Raw genomic sequence first — 14229 nt, 5'->3', positions numbered from 1 at the left:
GGTAAGGGAAGCCTTACCTCATCACAAGGGGGAACGACCGGTTCCGGCGATGTCCACAGCGGGCACACCGAGTTCGTGCGACAGGAACCGCCACATCCAGGACAGGGCGACCGTGTTCGTCAGTCCCGGGACGCCCTGGGCGATCTGCGTCGCGACGCCGTCGCTGTACGCGGCGAGCTGCAGCGCGACGGTGTCGGCGTCGACGTCGACGAACACCCCGGCCTCCACCCCGCGCCGGATGACCCGCACCAGGCACGCCTCCCAGACGCGGATGCGTTCGGCGTACTCGGCGGCCACCTCGGGCCGTCGCACCACCGCGGTCCAGTAGTCGGACCAGATCCGCCAGTGCTGCCGGACCTGCTCGGTGTCGCCGAACAGCGGGGCGACGAGCATCCGCAGCCCCACCAGCACGTCGGGTTCGGCGTCGACGGCCGCGACGATGGCGCCGTAGAAGCGCTCCGTCTCGAGCACCACGACCTCGTTGAGGATCTCCGCGACACTGCCGAAGTGGTACGTGACGGTTCCGACGGAGACGCCGGCCTCGGCCGCGATGTCGCGCAACCCGGTGGCACCGACGCCGTTCCGGACGATCACCGCGCGGGCGGCCTCGACGATCATCGCGCGTCGGACCTCCGGCCGCTGCCGGACCCGTGCCGCCGCGGTCACGCCGACGTCCGTGGGACGTCGTCGACGAAGGTCCGCTCGGTGACCAGCACCTCGGGTTCTTCGGGTCCGCCATCGCGGGCCCAGGCGCGCACGGTGTTGACGACGTGGAAGGTGTCGGCGTCGGCGGTGACCTCGGACGACGTCTCGAGGCGCGCGGCCCACTCCGGCTTCGCCAGCCCGATGGCCCAACGGGAACTCGCCCGTGCGCTGGTCGGGTCGTCGGAGCGGATCCGGTACGTCTCGCGGGCGTCCTCGGTGAACACGAGGCCGTCCGGGTAGATGCGCCCGCCGCCGTACCCGGGGTCGACGTCGAGCGTCCACTCCCCCGTCTCGACGTCGTGCGTCACCGTGCGCTGCGGCAGCGGGTCGGCCGGCGCGACGCGCTCGATCACGAGGGGCTCGGACCGTTCGGGCTCGGCGAAGACCACCCCGTCGTCGGTCGACCGGGTCCAGGTGGGCAGGGTGACGCTCGAGGCGGTCGGGTCGATCGTCACCGTGGCCTCGACGCCGTGCGGCCACACCCACGGCCAGTAGGACGACGAGACCGCGATGCGCAGCCGGTGTCCGGCGGCGAACCGGTGTCCGGTCGAGACCAGGCGCACGGGTAGTTCGGCGGGCGTCCCGGGCACGAGCACGTCGTCGCGGTCCATGCCGTCGCGCTTCGCGGCGTTCAGCACCCCGCGTGTGACGAGCGTCGACGAGCCGTCCGGTGCGACGTCACAGAGCCGGACGGTCAGGGTGGCCCGGGGCGCATCGCTCGTGACGGACAACCGCACGAGCACGTTGCCGAGCAGGTCGAACGCCTTGCCGACCGGCAGGTCGAAGGTCACCGACCGGCCGTCCTCGGCGCGCTGGTCCGGCGGCAGGTCGGTGGCGTTGCCGAACGGGAAGAACCGACCGGCGTCCACCCCGGTGTGCTGCGGTGACCGCACCACGACCGGTCCGAGGTCACCGCCCCGCAGGGCGGCGAGGGGCAGGACGCGCTCGTGGGTCGCGGCGGAGGGCCACGCCTCGGCACCGATCCAGCGACCGCGGCGACCGGCGTAGTACGGCGCGGGGGCTTCGCCCTCGTTGATCCAGGCCCGCAGTGCGGGGTCGTCCTCGACGCCGGTGTCCACCCCGAGCAGCCAGCGGTCCCACCACCGCAGGGTCTCCTGCAGGAACCCGATCGACGGACCCGGCGCGAGTCCACGGTCCGGGTACTGGTGCGACCACGGGCCGACGATGCCCTTCACGGGGGCGCTGACGTGGTCGACGAGCCGGAGCACGGCGTCCCGGTACGGGTCCGCCCAGCCACCGACCGCGAGCACCGCGGCGCGGATGCCGTCGTAGTCCTCGGCCGCGCTGCCGTGCCGCCAGTAGTCGTCACGTTCCTGGTGCGCCAGCCACACGGGCGTCATCGGGCGGTTCGCCTCGAGGCGTTCCCGCCAGCGGTCGGTCCACCCGGCGCCGACGACCTCGGGCCTGGGCGGCCGGGAGTTGAAGGCGAACATGGTCGCGCCCCAGGCCGCCATGTCGATGCCGAGCACGGCGCCGCCGACGTAGTGCACGTCGTTGTCGTACCGGTCGTCCGTCGAGCAGACCGTCACGATGGCCTTGAGTGCGGCGGGTGCCCGGGCCGCGAGCTGCAGCGCGTTGAAGCCGCCCCACGAGATGCCGAACATGCCGACGGCGCCCGTCGACCACGGTTGCTCGGCGAGCCAGGCGATCACGGCCTCACCGTCGAGCAGCTCCTGCTCGCTGTACTCGTCGTCGAAGAACCCGTCGGACGAACCGGTGCCGCGGATGTCGACCCGCACCGAGGCGTACCCGTGCTGGGCGTACCAGGGGTGCCGCTCCGAGTCGCGTGGTGCGGTCCAGTCGTCGAGCCGGTACGGCAGGTACTCGAGCAGCACCGGCGTCGGACCGCCGGGGTCACCCGACTGCGTCGGCGACTGCGACGGTGCCCAGATCCGGGCGTGCAGCCGCACACCGTCGGGCATCGGGATCCACTCGTCGCGGACCGACACGCCCGCGGGCAGCGAGCCGGGGTCGCCGATGGCGGTGAAGGTGGCGGCGGCGGTGCCGTGGTCGGTGCCGTCGTCGGTCGTCATGCGTCCTCCCAGTTGCGGGTGCGGTGTCCGTCGCCGTGGTCGGTCCAGCCGTCGGCGTGCCGCCAGCGCGGCACCCCGTCACCGACGTCGGGCAGGGTCGTGCTGCCGGGTTCGAGGGTCGCCGCGAGCAGCGTCGACGTGTACGGGTGGTTCGGGCCGGTGAACACCCGCTCGGTCGGTCCGATCTCGACGATCCGGCCACCGGTCATCACCGCGACCCGGTCCGCCACGCCCCGCACCACGGCGAGGTCGTGGCTGATGAACAGGCAGGCGAGGCCGCGCTCGCGCTGCAGGTCGGCCAGCAGGGCGAGGATCCCCGCCTGCACCTGCACGTCGAGCGCGGTGGTGATCTCGTCGGCGATCACGAGCGACGGCTCGGCCGCGAGTGCGCGCGCGATCCCGACGCGCTGGCGCTGCCCACCGGACAGCTGCGCGGGCAGGCGGTCGGCGAACTCCGGCCCGAGCCCGACCTGGCTGAGCAGGGCGCCCACGCGCTCGCGCGAGGACGAGCCGCTGAACAGCCGGAGCGGCCGCGCGACGGCTGCACCCACGGTGCGCCGCGGGTTGAGCGACGTGTCCGCGTTCTGGAACACGAGCTGCACGGCGCGCCGCAGGTCGGGCGCGCGACCGGCGATCGGCTCGCGCAGGTCGCCGCGGGTCGTGCCGTCGTCGTACGTGAACGTCCCCGACTCGGCCGGCACCAGGCCGGCCAGCGCCGTCGCGAGCGTCGACTTGCCGCTGCCGGACTCGCCGACGACGGCGAGCGTCTCGTGCGCGGCGATCGTGAACGAGACGCCGTCGACGGCGGCCGGCAGGCCGCGGCCGTAGCGGATCACCAGGTCGTCAGCGGCCACCACGGGGCGGGCTGCACGCTCGGGAGGCGCGGTGCGGGTCGCCGGGGAGCCGACCGTCCCGGGGACGGTCGCGTCCAGGGCGTCGCGATCCGTCCCTCCAGGCCGTCGCCCGTCCGGCACCGCGGCCAGCAGGGCGCGCGTGTACTCGTGCTGCGGAGCGGCGAAGAGCGCCGCCGTGGCGGCGTGCTCGACGACCTCGCCGTCGCGCATCACGGCGATCTCGTCCGCCATGGCGGACACCACCCCGAGGTCGTGGCTGACGAGCAGGACGGCCATGCCGAGCTGCCGACCGAGGTCGGCGACCAGGTCGAGGACCGCGGCCTGGGTGACGACGTCGAGGGCGGTGGTCGGTTCGTCGAGGACGAGCACGCGCGGCCGGGCGGCGACGGCCATCGCGATGGCGATGCGCTGCTGCTGGCCGCCGGACAACTGGTGCGGGTACCGACGGACGATCGCGTCGGGGTCCGGCAGCCGGACCAGCCGGACCAGCTCGGCGACGCGTTCGGGGCCGTCGGGCTCGCCGTGGGCGCGGAGGGCCTCGCGGATCTGCTCGCCGACGCGCATCGACGGGGTGAGTGCCTGCCCGGCGTTCTGGGCGACGACCGAGGCGGTGCCGCCGCGGAGCGCCCGGCGGCCGGCCGGCGACAGGGCGAAGACGTCGGCGCCGTCGACGCGGACCGTCCCGCCGTCGATCGCCGACCCGGCCCGTAGGTGTGCGAGGAGCGTCCGCGCGACGGTCGACTTGCCGCTGCCGGACTCGCCGACCAGGCCCAGGGTGCGACCGGCCTCGATCGCGAACGAGACGCCCCGGACGACGGGGACGCGCCGCTTGCCGGCGGCGTACGAGATGGACAGGTCGTCGACGCGGACGATCGCGTCGGGCACGGTCGTCGTCGCGGCGGACGTCGTGCCGGTGTCGGTGCGGGTCATGCGCTGACTCCCTGCTTCGCACGGTCGACACCGAGCGACTTGCTCAGGCCGTCGGCCGCGAGGTTCAGTCCGATCACCAGCGTGGCGAGTGCCACGATCGGGGCGAGTGTGCCGAGCGGCACCACGGTGAGCGCGGTGCGGTTCTCCTGCACCATCAGGCCCCAGTCCGGGGTCGGTGGGTTCGCGCCGAAGCCCAGGAAGGACAGCGACGCGACGAGCAGCACGATCCACGAGGCCCGCATCGCGTACTCGACGAGCACGACGTCGAGCACGTTCGGCAGGATCTCGCGGAACACGATCGACAGCGGCCGCTCGCCCCGGGCGCGGGCCGCGGTGACGTAGTCCTGCGTGATCACGGTGCGGGCGGCGCCGCTGACGACACGGGTCACCGCAGGGGCGTAGACGACCGTGACGGCGAGGACGATGACCCAGAGGCCGGCGTCGAAGACCGTCACGACGACCAGGAGCGCGAGGATCGACGGCACGCTGAGCAGGGCGTCGACGACGCGCATGACGACCTCGTCGAACCAGTTGTCGGCGTAGGCCGTGACGCACCCGAGCACGGTGCCGACCGCCACGGCGATCGTGGTGGCGAGGAAGGTCACGGAAAGCGCGTACCGGCCGCCGTTCAGGGTGCGGGAGAGGACGTCACGCCCGTACTGGTCGGTGCCGAGCCAGTGCGTCCACGTCGGACCGGCGAGCACGTCGCCGGCGTTCGTGGCGACCGGGTCGTGCCCGGCGATGACCGGCGCGAGCAGGGCGAGGACGACGTGCAGGGCGATGAGGCCGAGGCCGATGCTCAGCGCCGTCGACCCGCGCAGGGGTGCGAGCGCGCCGGCGAGCACGTCGCGTCCGACGCGGCGGCGGGGTGCGGTGGCGGTCATGCGGCGGCCTTCCTGGTGCTGCGGGCGCTGCGGGTGCGCGTGCGCGGTCGTCGCTGGCGGGTCCGCAGCTTCGGGTCGAGTGCGAGCGCGACGAGGTCGGCGGCCAGGTTGCACACGACGTAGATCAGGGCGCTCAGCAGGGCGATCGCCTCGATGGTGGGCAGGTCGCGGTTGAAGACCGACTCGAGCATGAGCTTGCCCATCCCCGGGTAGTTGAAGACGTTCTCGACCACCACGACACCGCCGAGCAGCCACGCGACGTTGAGCGCGACGACGTTCAGCGTCGGGAGCAGGGCGCTCGGGACCGCGTGCTTCCACACCACCCGGCGCATCGTCAGGCCCTTGAGCTCGGCTGTCGTGACGAACTCCGACGCCATCACGTCGATGGTCGACGAGCGGGCCGTCCGCACGATGTAGGCGGCCATCGCGAGGGTCAGCACGATGATCGGCAGCCAGATGGTGGGCAGCAGCTCGGCGACGGTGGCGTCGCTCCCCCGCAGCACGACGGCGGGGAAGACCGGCAGGCCGATCGCGAACAGCAGCACCAGGACGGTGGCGACCATGAACTCCGGCACGCTCATCACGACCAGGCTGACGATCGAGATCACCTTGTCGCTCGGACGGCCGCGGCGGACACCGGCGACGACCCCGAGCGTCAGGGACACCGTGACGCCGACGAGCATCGCGGGCACGGCGATGAGCATGCTGTTCCGGAAGGCCGTGAACAGCGTCGGGGCGACCGGTTCGCCGCTGACGAGCGAGGTGCCGAAGTCGCCGTGCACCGCGCCGCCGAGCCACTGCAGGTAGCGGAGCCAGACGTTCTGGTCGAGGCCGAGGGTCTCGCGCAGCTGCTTGACGGCGTCGGGGGTGGCGTTCTGCCCGAGCAGCTGCTGGGCGACGTCGCCGGGGAGCGCCTGCACCGCGAGGAACACGAAGAGCGAGGCGAGCACCACGGTCAGCACGGCGATGCCGACGCGGCGGAGGACGGGGACGAGGACGTCCGACGGCGTGTTCGTGGTCGTCATCGGCGCAGTCCGATCCGCAGGTAGTCGAACTCGAAGCCGTACTCCGAGTAGTTCACGACGTCGCGGGACAACCCCACGAGCCGGTCGCCGAACATCGGCGTCATGTCGGCACCGTCCTCGACGACGAGCCGCTGGGCGTCCTGGTACAGGGTGAGCCGCTTGGCGTCGTCCATCTCGGCGCGGGCGTCGTCGAGCAGCCCGTCGAAGGTCTCGTTCGACCAGGCGCTCTCGTTGTACGACGACCCCGAGCGGAAGATCTGGTTGAGCAGCTGGTCGATCGGCCGCCCCGTGAACCAGTAGCTCACCATGAGCGGCTTCTGCATCCAGATCTGCGTGTAGTACGAGTCCGAGCTGGCGTTGCGGACGGTCAGACGGATGCCCGCATCGGCGACGGCGTCCCGGTAGGCGACGGCCATCGGGGTGAACACCGACTCGTAGCTCGACGTGTAGATCGCGGCGCGGAAGTCCGCACGCCCGGCCTGCTTGAGCAGCGCCCGGGCCTTGTCCGGGTCGTACTCGCGGTGGTCGTCGACGAACGCGGCGAGCTGCGGCGGCACGGGGTTGTCCCAGCCTGCCGAACCGGTGCCCTGCAGCGCCGTGTCGACGATCTTCCGGGGGTCGTAGGCGAGCTTCATCGCCTGGCGCACCCGCGGGTCGCTGAACTCGTCGCTCGTGGCGAGCATCGGGATCGTGTACCACTGGGCGTTCTTCGACCGGGCGACGGTGGCGTGGTCGGACGCCGACACCACCCGGGCGGTCGCGAAGTCCAGGTTCGTCTGCGAGATGAGGTCGATCTGCCCGGCGAGCAGGGCGTTCACCCGCGCGGTGGTGTCCTGGATCGAGTAGAAGTCGATGCCGTCGAGCGCCGGGTGGCCGGCGAAGTGGTCCGGGAACGCCTCGACGCTGCCCGCACCGGCGGGGGTGAACGACGACAGCCGGAACGGCCCCGTCCCGATCCCGGTGCGGCCGATGTCGGCGATGGCGTCGGCCGGCACGATGTAGCACTGGTAGGCGGTGAGCAGCGACGGGAACTCGGCGTTCGGCTTCGTCAGCGAGAAGCGCAGCGTGTACGGGTCGACGGCGCGCATCGAGTCGGCGTCCATGACCTCGCCGAGCACCCCGGCCTGCGGGCTGCCGGTCTTCTCGTCGAGGATGTGCCGGATGCTGGCGATGGCGTCGTCGGCGGTGAACCGGGACCCGTCGTGGAAGACCACGCCCCGGCGGAGCGCGAAGGTCCACTCGGTGCCGTCGGCGTTCGCGGACCACTCCTCAGCCAGGTCCGGCACCGGGGTGCCCTGCTGGTCGAGCTTGACGAGCCGGTTGTACAGCGCGCCGAGGTACTCGTAGGCCGACAGCGAGCTCGCGGAGTCGAGGGTCTCGGCGGCGGAGGCGGCGGGCCGCGCGATGCGCAGGCGTCCGCCCCGACGGGCGACGCCGGTGGCCGCCGCCTCGGGGATCGTGGGGGTGCCGGCGGACGCGCCGGAGCTGCATCCGGCGAAGGTGAGCAGGCCGAGGCCGGCCAGACCGGCGGCGCCGGTGATGAGCGCCCGACGGCTCGGACCGTGGGCGCCTCGGGGTTCGGGGACGATGGGCTGCATTCGGGGTGACCCCTCCTGTAATCGTTCCGGTGAACGATAGAGGTCCCGGGCCGATCCCCCAAGCCCGCTCCCGCCGCGCGGGTCACCACCGCGTCCGACCCGATCGGCGAGCCCGCGCCGATCCGCCGCCGCGCACGACCGTTCCGTCCACACGTGGAACGTTTACCAACCCGTTACACGGGCGCGCCCGGTTCGCGGCATGATCGGGAACGCACCGACGTCCCCGAGGAGGACCATGGCCACGTTCACCCGCGGGTTCGGCGGTCGACGCGACGACCGCGACGACACCCGCATCCCGCCCGGTCAGACCCTGGTCCGCGACTGGCCCGTCCTGTCCGCCGGAGCGACGCCCGACATCGAGCCGACCGACTGGGCCTTCTCGATCCGCACCGAGTCCGGCCTGCACCAGTGGACCTGGGACGAGGTGCACGCGCTCGGCGTCGAGGACGTCACCGTCGACATCCACTGCGTCACGCACTGGACCAAGCTCGACATGCCGTGGCGGGGTGTCCCGCTCGACCGCCTGTTCGAGGACGTCGAGACCGAACTCGACTACTGCATGGTGCACAGCTACGGCGGGTACACGACCAACGTCCCGCTCGACGAGCTGCTCGACGGCAAGTCCTGGATCGCGTTCGAGGCCGACGGCGAGCCCCTGACGCCCGAGCACGGCGGGCCCGCCCGCCTGCTGGTGCCCCACCTGTACTTCTGGAAGAGCGCCAAGTGGGTGCGCGGCATCGTCATGCAGTCCGACGACGAACCCGGCTTCTGGGAGAACGCGGGCTACAACCTGCACGGCGACCCGTGGAAGGAAGAGCGGTACTGGTGACGCTCCCCGACACCGGCCTGGAGGCACGGATCACCCCCGTCGCTCGTCCCGCCACGCGCAGGCGGCCGGCCTGGCACGCCGCCACCGTCGCGTCCGTCGGCCGCGAGACGACGAACGCGCGCCGGATCGTCCTCGACGTCCCCACCTGGCCGGGCAACGACCCCGGGCAGCACCTGGACCTGCGGCTGACCGCCGAGGACGGCTACCAGGCACAGCGCTCGTACTCCATCGCGTCGGCCGGCCCCGCGACCGACGTCGTGCTCGCGGTCGACCGGGTGGACGGCGGCGAGGTCTCCCCGTTCCTCGTCGACGCCGTCGAGGTCGGCGATGCGCTCGAGGTCCACGGCCCCTTGGGCGGCTGGTTCGTCTGGCGGCCGGGTGAGTCCACCCGTCCGGTGCAGCTCATCGCCGGCGGCTCCGGCATCGTGCCGCTCGTCGCGATGGTGACCGCCCACGCCGAGGCGGACGACCTGGCGCCCTTCCGGCTCCTCGCGGCCGTCCGCACACCGGACGACGTGTTCTTCCGTGCGGAACTCGACCAGGCGCTCGCGAGCCGCGCACCGCTCGAGGTGACCCACGTGTACAGCCGCACCGCGCCTCCAGGCTCGTCCGTGCCGGCCGGTCGGCTGACGCGGGACGCGCTCGCTGCCGCGGTGTTCCCGCCGGACGCGGGTGCCCTGGTCTACGTGTGCGGGTCGACGCCGTTCGTCGAGCAGGTGCTGCGCTGGCTCACCGAGCTCGGGCACGACACGAGTGACGTCCGTGCCGAACGGTTCGGGGGCAACTGATGGTCGTCGTGGACGGCAACGCGCTGGCGGGGACGCTGGCCGACAGCCTGGGACCCGAACCGACCGTGGTCGCCCTGCGCTGCGCCGGGTGCGGTTCGCTCGGGGTGCTCGGGCAGACCACCGTCCACCGCTCCGCGATGGGGTCGGTGGCGCGCTGCCGAGGGTGCGACACGGTGCTCGTCACGGTCGTCGAGTCCGGAGCCCGGCGGTGGGTGGGGTTGCCCGGCGCCCGCACGATGTCGGCGTCGATACCGGACGGCATCGAGTAGCGCAAGGCTCCAACGGCGGGTCGTGCGGGTTCCTTGCGGGTTCCCGCAACCCTGGATCCGGTTCCCACCCGAACGGGGGACGGCTCCGGATACATCCTCGGAACTGCGCCGGGCCACCCACCCGGCGCGTGCCAGTGGGGGCAGGGTCGCCTCCGCGCCCGGTGGGCGCGGGTACCCGAAGCCTGCGCCCGCTGGGCTCCCACGCCTTCGGTGCTCCGACGCCCCGCAACGACGGAACCCCCACCGCTCTTCCGAGCGACGGGGGTTCCGGTCTTCCTGTTCTGAGCGGATGACGAGATTCGAACTCGCGACCCTCACCTTGGCAAGGTGATGCGCTACCACTGCGCCACATCCGCATTCACAGGCCGTGCTGGCCGTGCGGAGATGACTCTACCCGATGACGGGCGGCATCACCGGTTCCGGTGAAGGTTCCGGGCGTGTCCGGCGCGGCGCGGGCCGTCCGTCAGGTCGACGGAGTTCGATCGGACCATGAGCTACGTGCACGACAATCCCGGCGGGACCGAGGCCCACGGCGTCGACCTGGTCGACGGCGACGCCCCCGCGATCCGGATCCTGGTGCACGGCGACCTGCCGACCACGATCGAGCACGAGGGCCGCACCTGGCTCGCGACGGGCGACGCCCACGACGCGGGCGACGACGGCACCCCGCCGATCGCGATCTACCGCCCGGTCTGAACCGGCGGGTCCGGCTGGGCTGACCGATCCGGGTGCGCCGGGTTGGCCGAGTGCGCTGGGCCGTGTGCCGGGTGCGCCGGGCCGTCAGTGGCCGCGGACGTCACCCGTCAGGATCGCGTGCTCGACACCCGCGGACAGCTCGTCGTGCAGGGCGTCCGCGAAGAACTCGCCGGCACCCAGGCCGATGAGGTGCGCGACCGCGGCCTCCGCGGCCGGGAACCCGGGCTCCCACTCGTCGTGCAGGAACGCACGGACGTGTCCGGACTCGTGCACGACGACCACGCCGATGTGCTCGTGCCGGGTGCCGTCCTCGAGCACGGCGTCGAAGACGATGGGCTCGGTGTCCTCGCCGAGCTCCTCGAGCAGGACGGTGCCGGTGCCCGGCCACTCCGTCCGGTACGGCGGCAGGTCGGGGGCGTGCAGGTGCCCGGCGAGCTCGTCCGACGCCGACTCGATGTGCCCGGTGGACAGGTACTCGTCGACGACGTCGTGGATGCGGGCGTGCAGGTCCGGCTCGTACTGCCACCAGCGCTGGTGCACGGTGCGGAGCCACTCCTGGGTCGCGGCGTCGGCCGAGGCCGAGATCCCCACGAGCTGCGGTGCGGTGCCGGGCGAACCGACGACCTCGAGCTGTTCGTCGTGCGTCTCCACCGTGATCGACCCCGTGGTCTCGTCCGGGTGCACGCCGTGGACGTCCTCGGGCGCGGCGGCCCAGATGCTGGCGGGGAGCTTCGGCGGCAGGTCGAACGGCACCGCGATCGCCGGTTGCGTCATCGCGTGGTCGATCGCGTCGCCGAGGTGCACCTCGTCCGACCGGGACCCCATCACGATGCCACCGGCCGGCGGCACGAGCGACAGGCGTTCCAGGTCGTCCGGCGCGGCGTTCATCGAGGTGAGCACCGCGGTGTCGGCCCACTGCACGAACGCGCCGGCTGACCGGTCGTCCTCACCGAACGGCACGTCCCACACCGTCGGGTCCGTGAGCACCCACGAAGCGGTGCGCCCGGCCGGTCCGTGGCGGACGGCGTCGACGATCGCCGGCACCAGTCCGGGCAGCCCCCGGTACGCGGGACGGACCGTGAGCCGGTCGACGGCGAGCAGGTCGGGCTTGCCGAGCATCTCGGCGGCGTGGGTCTGCAGCGAGAAGAACGTCTCCTCCGTCGCGTCCTGCGCGGCGACGGCGGACGCGAAGGACCCGGCGACGTCGGAGACCTGGTAGCCGAGCACCAGTGCCTCGAGCGACTCGGGTGCACGGCTCGTGAACGCGGTGACCTCGGCGACGGAGACCGCCTCGGTCTCGTCTTCGTCGGTGATCGGGACGCGGACGTCGATCACCCACCGGTCGACGTCCTGCCCGGGGTAGGCGTCACCGTCCTCGTCCGAGATCGTGATGTGCACCAGGCGCAGGGAACCGTCCCAGGCGTCGTGGACGTGCTGGGCGATGGCGGCATCGGGGTCGTCGTTCACGGACGCAACGGTACCGGTGCACCCGCCGTGCGTGCGCCGGTCCGCCTCGCCGCCGATGATCGCCGTTCAGATCAGCGCGCGAGCGGCGAGCACGACGGCCGCTCCCCCGACGGTCAGTGCCGCGAGCACCGACAGCACCACCGCGACGGTGTCCCGCCGCGCCGGGGCACTCGAGCGGACGGCACCGGCGACGAGCTGCTGAGCCGCCGCCAGGGACGCTGCGCTCCCGAGCGGCCGGTCGTCCTGGTCGAACGCCAGGAACCGCTCACGGACGTGCAGCACGAGCCCCAGGCTGGTCCCGTGGTCGCGCGCCACCCACGACTTCGGTCCCTGTTGCTCCCAGCGGACGGCGAGCATCAGGGGCTGGGGATCGGAACGCCGGCCCGCTCCTCCTCCGGACGCGGCCAGCTGAACGCGACGACGAGCTGGACGACACCGAACACGATGAGCACGCTCCCCACCGCGGCCACCGTCACCAGGGCGCCGAGACCTGGCAGGTTCATCACCAGGATGCCGCTCAGCACACTGAGCACGGCGAGCACCACGGTCAACGGCCGGCGGCCCACCCACGGGGCGTAGACGAGCGCGATGCCCTCGAGGATCCAGGCGAACCCGAGCAGCAGCGCCACCCACCGCGCCCCGATCGGCGGGAACACGATCGCGACGACGCCGCCGGCGACCACGAGCGCCCCGAAGACCACCAGCCCGGCCTGACGCCACCAGACCCGAGGGTGCACCTGGAACCCCCGGACGACCAGCGCCGCTCCCGACACGACCAGGTAGATCCCGAAGACCCACGACACAGCGAACAGCGTCGCGTGGGGCAGGACGATCGCAGCCAGTCCGGCGAGCACGCCCACCGCGCCGACGATCCCGAACGCCCACCGGATTCCGTCGCCGCCTGGCGGGCGCGATCCCGTCCGCAGATCGACGCCACCTTCGTCATGCATGTCCGTCCGACCTCCCTGCAGGTCCTGACTGGTGCTGTGGTGCTGTGGTGCTGGTTGGTGCTGGCGACCTGTGACCGCCCGTGCAGTGCGTCCTGCGCACAGGACTACACCCGGAGGTGAGTAGTTGTCCATGTCCCATGCGTGCGCATCGGGGCGCGGGCTGTCCCCGGCACCGCCGCCGTGTGAGGGTCGAGGTCCCCGTGGGCGGTAGCCTGGCGCGCCGGACGCCGAACCATCGGCGCTCGCGATCGCAGACGAGACGGAGGACCACGGTGCCAGCACTCGGAGACGGCCGCGCCGACGGTGTGTGGTGCACCCTCGGCGAACCCCGCACCACCGCGCAGATCGCGCAGAACGGGTTCGCCTGGCTCGGCCTCGACGCCCAGCACGGCGCCTTCGACGACGCCACGCTCCTGGCGACGATGCCGGCGCTCGCCGCGGTCGCACCGCAGGTCCCCGTCGCCGTCCGGGTCGCCGAGGGCTCGAACGCGGCGATCGGCCGTGCGCTCGACCTCGGCGCCGACATCGTGGTCGTCCCGATGATCGAGACCGTCGAGCAGGCTGAGCACGCCGTCCGTGCCGCGCACTACCCACCGCGGGGCCGACGGAGCTGGGGGCCGATGGCGGGACTCTGGGGCGGCGTGGCACCGTCCGCCGCCGCTGCCGACCCCGAGGTGTGGGTGATGCTCGAGACACCCGAGGGTCTCGGTGCCGCCGAGGAGATCGTGGCGGTCCCGAGCGTCTCGGCGGTGTTCGTCGGCCCCTTCGACCTGTCGATCGGACTGGGCATCGAGTTGGACGCACTGCTGCACGGCGACGGCGCACTCCCCGCGATCGTCGCCGCAGCCCGCCGCGCGGGCAAGCACACCGGCGCCTTCGCCGGCGACCTGGCCCGCGCCGAACGGCTCCGCGCGCTCGGGTTCGACCGCGTCGCCGTCGTCACCGACGGGACCCTGCTCGCCCACGGTGCGGCCGCGGTGCTCGGTGCCGCAGCCACCGGTCGCACCTCGTACTGACGGGCCGTCAGCGGCGGAGTACTGCTGGGCCGTCCGCGGCGAAGTACTGACGGACCGTCCGCGGCGAAGTACTGACGGACCGTCCGCGGCGAAGCACTGCTGGGCCGTCATCGGCGAACGCACCGGCGACCGGCCCTCGTCCGCGTCCTCGAGGCCGCTGGGAG

General features: G+C 72.7%; 14 protein-coding genes and 1 tRNA gene. 5 read left to right on the top strand and 10 right to left on the bottom strand.

Going from position 1 to position 14229, the window contains the following annotated elements; translation table 11 throughout:
- Window positions 1-21 precede the first annotated feature (21 nt).
- The 6 genes from ORG17_RS08725 to ORG17_RS08700 are packed head-to-tail and all read right to left on the bottom strand — an operon-like array spanning window position 22 to window position 8050.
- On the bottom strand, window positions 22-666 hold the full coding sequence (locus ORG17_RS08725; RefSeq protein WP_035808288.1) for a TetR/AcrR family transcriptional regulator: 645 nt from the start codon (window positions 664-666) through the stop codon (window positions 22-24).
- On the bottom strand, window positions 663-2759 hold the full coding sequence (locus ORG17_RS08720) for a CocE/NonD family hydrolase (protein WP_214527003.1): 2097 nt from the start codon (window positions 2757-2759) through the stop codon (window positions 663-665). Before ORG17_RS08720 ends, ORG17_RS08725 begins: the two co-directional genes overlap by 4 nt.
- Window positions 2756-4543, bottom strand: coding sequence for a dipeptide ABC transporter ATP-binding protein (locus ORG17_RS08715; protein WP_214527002.1), 1788 nt, complete (start codon window positions 4541-4543; stop codon window positions 2756-2758). The genes ORG17_RS08720 and ORG17_RS08715 overlap by 4 nt, the downstream gene beginning before the upstream one ends.
- Window positions 4540-5427 carry an ABC transporter permease gene (locus tag ORG17_RS08710; RefSeq protein WP_214527001.1) on the bottom strand — a complete coding sequence of 296 codons (888 nt, stop codon included), beginning with the start codon at window positions 5425-5427 and terminating at the stop codon, window positions 4540-4542. Before ORG17_RS08710 ends, ORG17_RS08715 begins: the two co-directional genes overlap by 4 nt.
- On the bottom strand, window positions 5424-6452 hold the full coding sequence (locus ORG17_RS08705; protein WP_111022881.1) for an ABC transporter permease: 1029 nt from the start codon (window positions 6450-6452) through the stop codon (window positions 5424-5426). The genes ORG17_RS08710 and ORG17_RS08705 overlap by 4 nt, the downstream gene beginning before the upstream one ends.
- Window positions 6449-8050 carry an ABC transporter substrate-binding protein gene (locus tag ORG17_RS08700; protein WP_214527000.1) on the bottom strand — a complete coding sequence of 534 codons (1602 nt, stop codon included), beginning with the start codon at window positions 8048-8050 and terminating at the stop codon, window positions 6449-6451. The genes ORG17_RS08705 and ORG17_RS08700 overlap by 4 nt, the downstream gene beginning before the upstream one ends.
- Before the next feature lie 235 nt (window positions 8051-8285).
- Here ORG17_RS08700 and ORG17_RS08695 point away from each other — a divergent pair, with 235 nt between their 5' ends.
- From ORG17_RS08695 to ORG17_RS08685, 3 genes are read left to right on the top strand one after another with little or no spacing between them, the layout of a single operon-like run.
- Window positions 8286-8879, top strand: coding sequence for a molybdopterin-dependent oxidoreductase (locus tag ORG17_RS08695; protein WP_111022879.1), 594 nt, complete (start codon window positions 8286-8288; stop codon window positions 8877-8879).
- Complete coding sequence (locus ORG17_RS08690) at window positions 8876-9667, top strand: ferredoxin reductase (RefSeq protein ID WP_214526999.1); 792 nt, start codon at window positions 8876-8878, stop codon at window positions 9665-9667. The genes ORG17_RS08695 and ORG17_RS08690 overlap by 4 nt, the downstream gene beginning before the upstream one ends.
- Window positions 9667-9936: a DUF6510 family protein gene (locus ORG17_RS08685; protein ID WP_182709820.1), complete on the top strand. Its 270-nt coding sequence runs from the start codon at window positions 9667-9669 to the stop codon at window positions 9934-9936. Before ORG17_RS08690 ends, ORG17_RS08685 begins: the two co-directional genes overlap by 1 nt.
- Window positions 9937-10220: 284 nt before the next feature.
- Here ORG17_RS08685 and ORG17_RS08680 read toward each other — a convergent pair.
- Window positions 10221-10292: transfer RNA gene (locus tag ORG17_RS08680), tRNA-Gly, on the bottom strand.
- A gap of 133 nt (window positions 10293-10425) precedes the next feature.
- Between ORG17_RS08680 and ORG17_RS08675 the strand changes: the two genes are divergently transcribed.
- Complete coding sequence (locus tag ORG17_RS08675; protein ID WP_209134452.1) at window positions 10426-10632, top strand: hypothetical protein; 207 nt, start codon at window positions 10426-10428, stop codon at window positions 10630-10632.
- Window positions 10633-10716: 84 nt separating this feature from the next.
- Here the strand turns inward: ORG17_RS08675 and ORG17_RS08670 are convergent, their stop codons facing one another.
- The 3 genes from ORG17_RS08670 to ORG17_RS08660 all read right to left on the bottom strand — a co-directional run bounded on the left by ORG17_RS08670 (window position 10717) and on the right by ORG17_RS08660 (window position 13049).
- The gene (locus tag ORG17_RS08670; protein ID WP_214526997.1) at window positions 10717-12099 is read right to left on the bottom strand and encodes a hypothetical protein; all 1383 of its coding nucleotides are present in this window, start codon (window positions 12097-12099) and stop codon (window positions 10717-10719) included.
- Between the two features lie 66 nt (window positions 12100-12165).
- A complete protein-coding gene (locus ORG17_RS08665; RefSeq protein ID WP_071244650.1) occupies window positions 12166-12456 on the bottom strand; it encodes a hypothetical protein in 291 nt (96 codons plus the stop codon).
- Complete coding sequence (locus tag ORG17_RS08660; RefSeq protein ID WP_181440137.1) at window positions 12456-13049, bottom strand: HdeD family acid-resistance protein; 594 nt, start codon at window positions 13047-13049, stop codon at window positions 12456-12458. The genes ORG17_RS08665 and ORG17_RS08660 overlap by 1 nt, the downstream gene beginning before the upstream one ends.
- Before the next feature lie 272 nt (window positions 13050-13321).
- Between ORG17_RS08660 and ORG17_RS08655 the strand changes: the two genes are divergently transcribed.
- Complete coding sequence (locus ORG17_RS08655; protein WP_214526996.1) at window positions 13322-14065, top strand: HpcH/HpaI aldolase family protein; 744 nt, start codon at window positions 13322-13324, stop codon at window positions 14063-14065.
- Window positions 14066-14229 lie beyond the last annotated feature (164 nt).

The organism is Curtobacterium flaccumfaciens pv. betae (assembly GCF_026241855.1).
Lineage (GTDB): Bacteria > Actinomycetota > Actinomycetes > Actinomycetales > Microbacteriaceae > Curtobacterium > Curtobacterium flaccumfaciens.
The sequence above is the reverse complement of the archived record's forward strand: the minus strand, read 5'-3'. Positions and strand labels throughout refer to the sequence as shown.

Bases quoted from the DNA above. Each gene is read 5' to 3' on its own strand.
- ORG17_RS08720 (WP_214527003.1), bottom strand. From the start codon at position 2,759: ATGACGACCGACGACGGCACCGACCACGGCACCGCCGCCGCCACCTTC.
- ORG17_RS08715 (WP_214527002.1), bottom strand. From the start codon at position 4,543: ATGACCCGCACCGACACCGGCACGACGTCCGCCGCGACGACGACCGTG.
- ORG17_RS08710 (WP_214527001.1), bottom strand. From the start codon at position 5,427: ATGACCGCCACCGCACCCCGCCGCCGCGTCGGACGCGACGTGCTCGCC.
- ORG17_RS08705 (WP_111022881.1), bottom strand. From the start codon at position 6,452: ATGACGACCACGAACACGCCGTCGGACGTCCTCGTCCCCGTCCTCCGC.
- ORG17_RS08700 (WP_214527000.1), bottom strand. From the start codon at position 8,050: ATGCAGCCCATCGTCCCCGAACCCCGAGGCGCCCACGGTCCGAGCCGT.
- ORG17_RS08695 (WP_111022879.1), top strand. From the start codon at position 8,286: ATGGCCACGTTCACCCGCGGGTTCGGCGGTCGACGCGACGACCGCGAC.
- ORG17_RS08685 (WP_182709820.1), top strand. From the start codon at position 9,667: ATGGTCGTCGTGGACGGCAACGCGCTGGCGGGGACGCTGGCCGACAGC.
- ORG17_RS08675 (WP_209134452.1), top strand. From the start codon at position 10,426: ATGAGCTACGTGCACGACAATCCCGGCGGGACCGAGGCCCACGGCGTC.
- ORG17_RS08665 (WP_071244650.1), bottom strand. From the start codon at position 12,456: ATGCTCGCCGTCCGCTGGGAGCAACAGGGACCGAAGTCGTGGGTGGCG.
- ORG17_RS08660 (WP_181440137.1), bottom strand. From the start codon at position 13,049: ATGCATGACGAAGGTGGCGTCGATCTGCGGACGGGATCGCGCCCGCCA.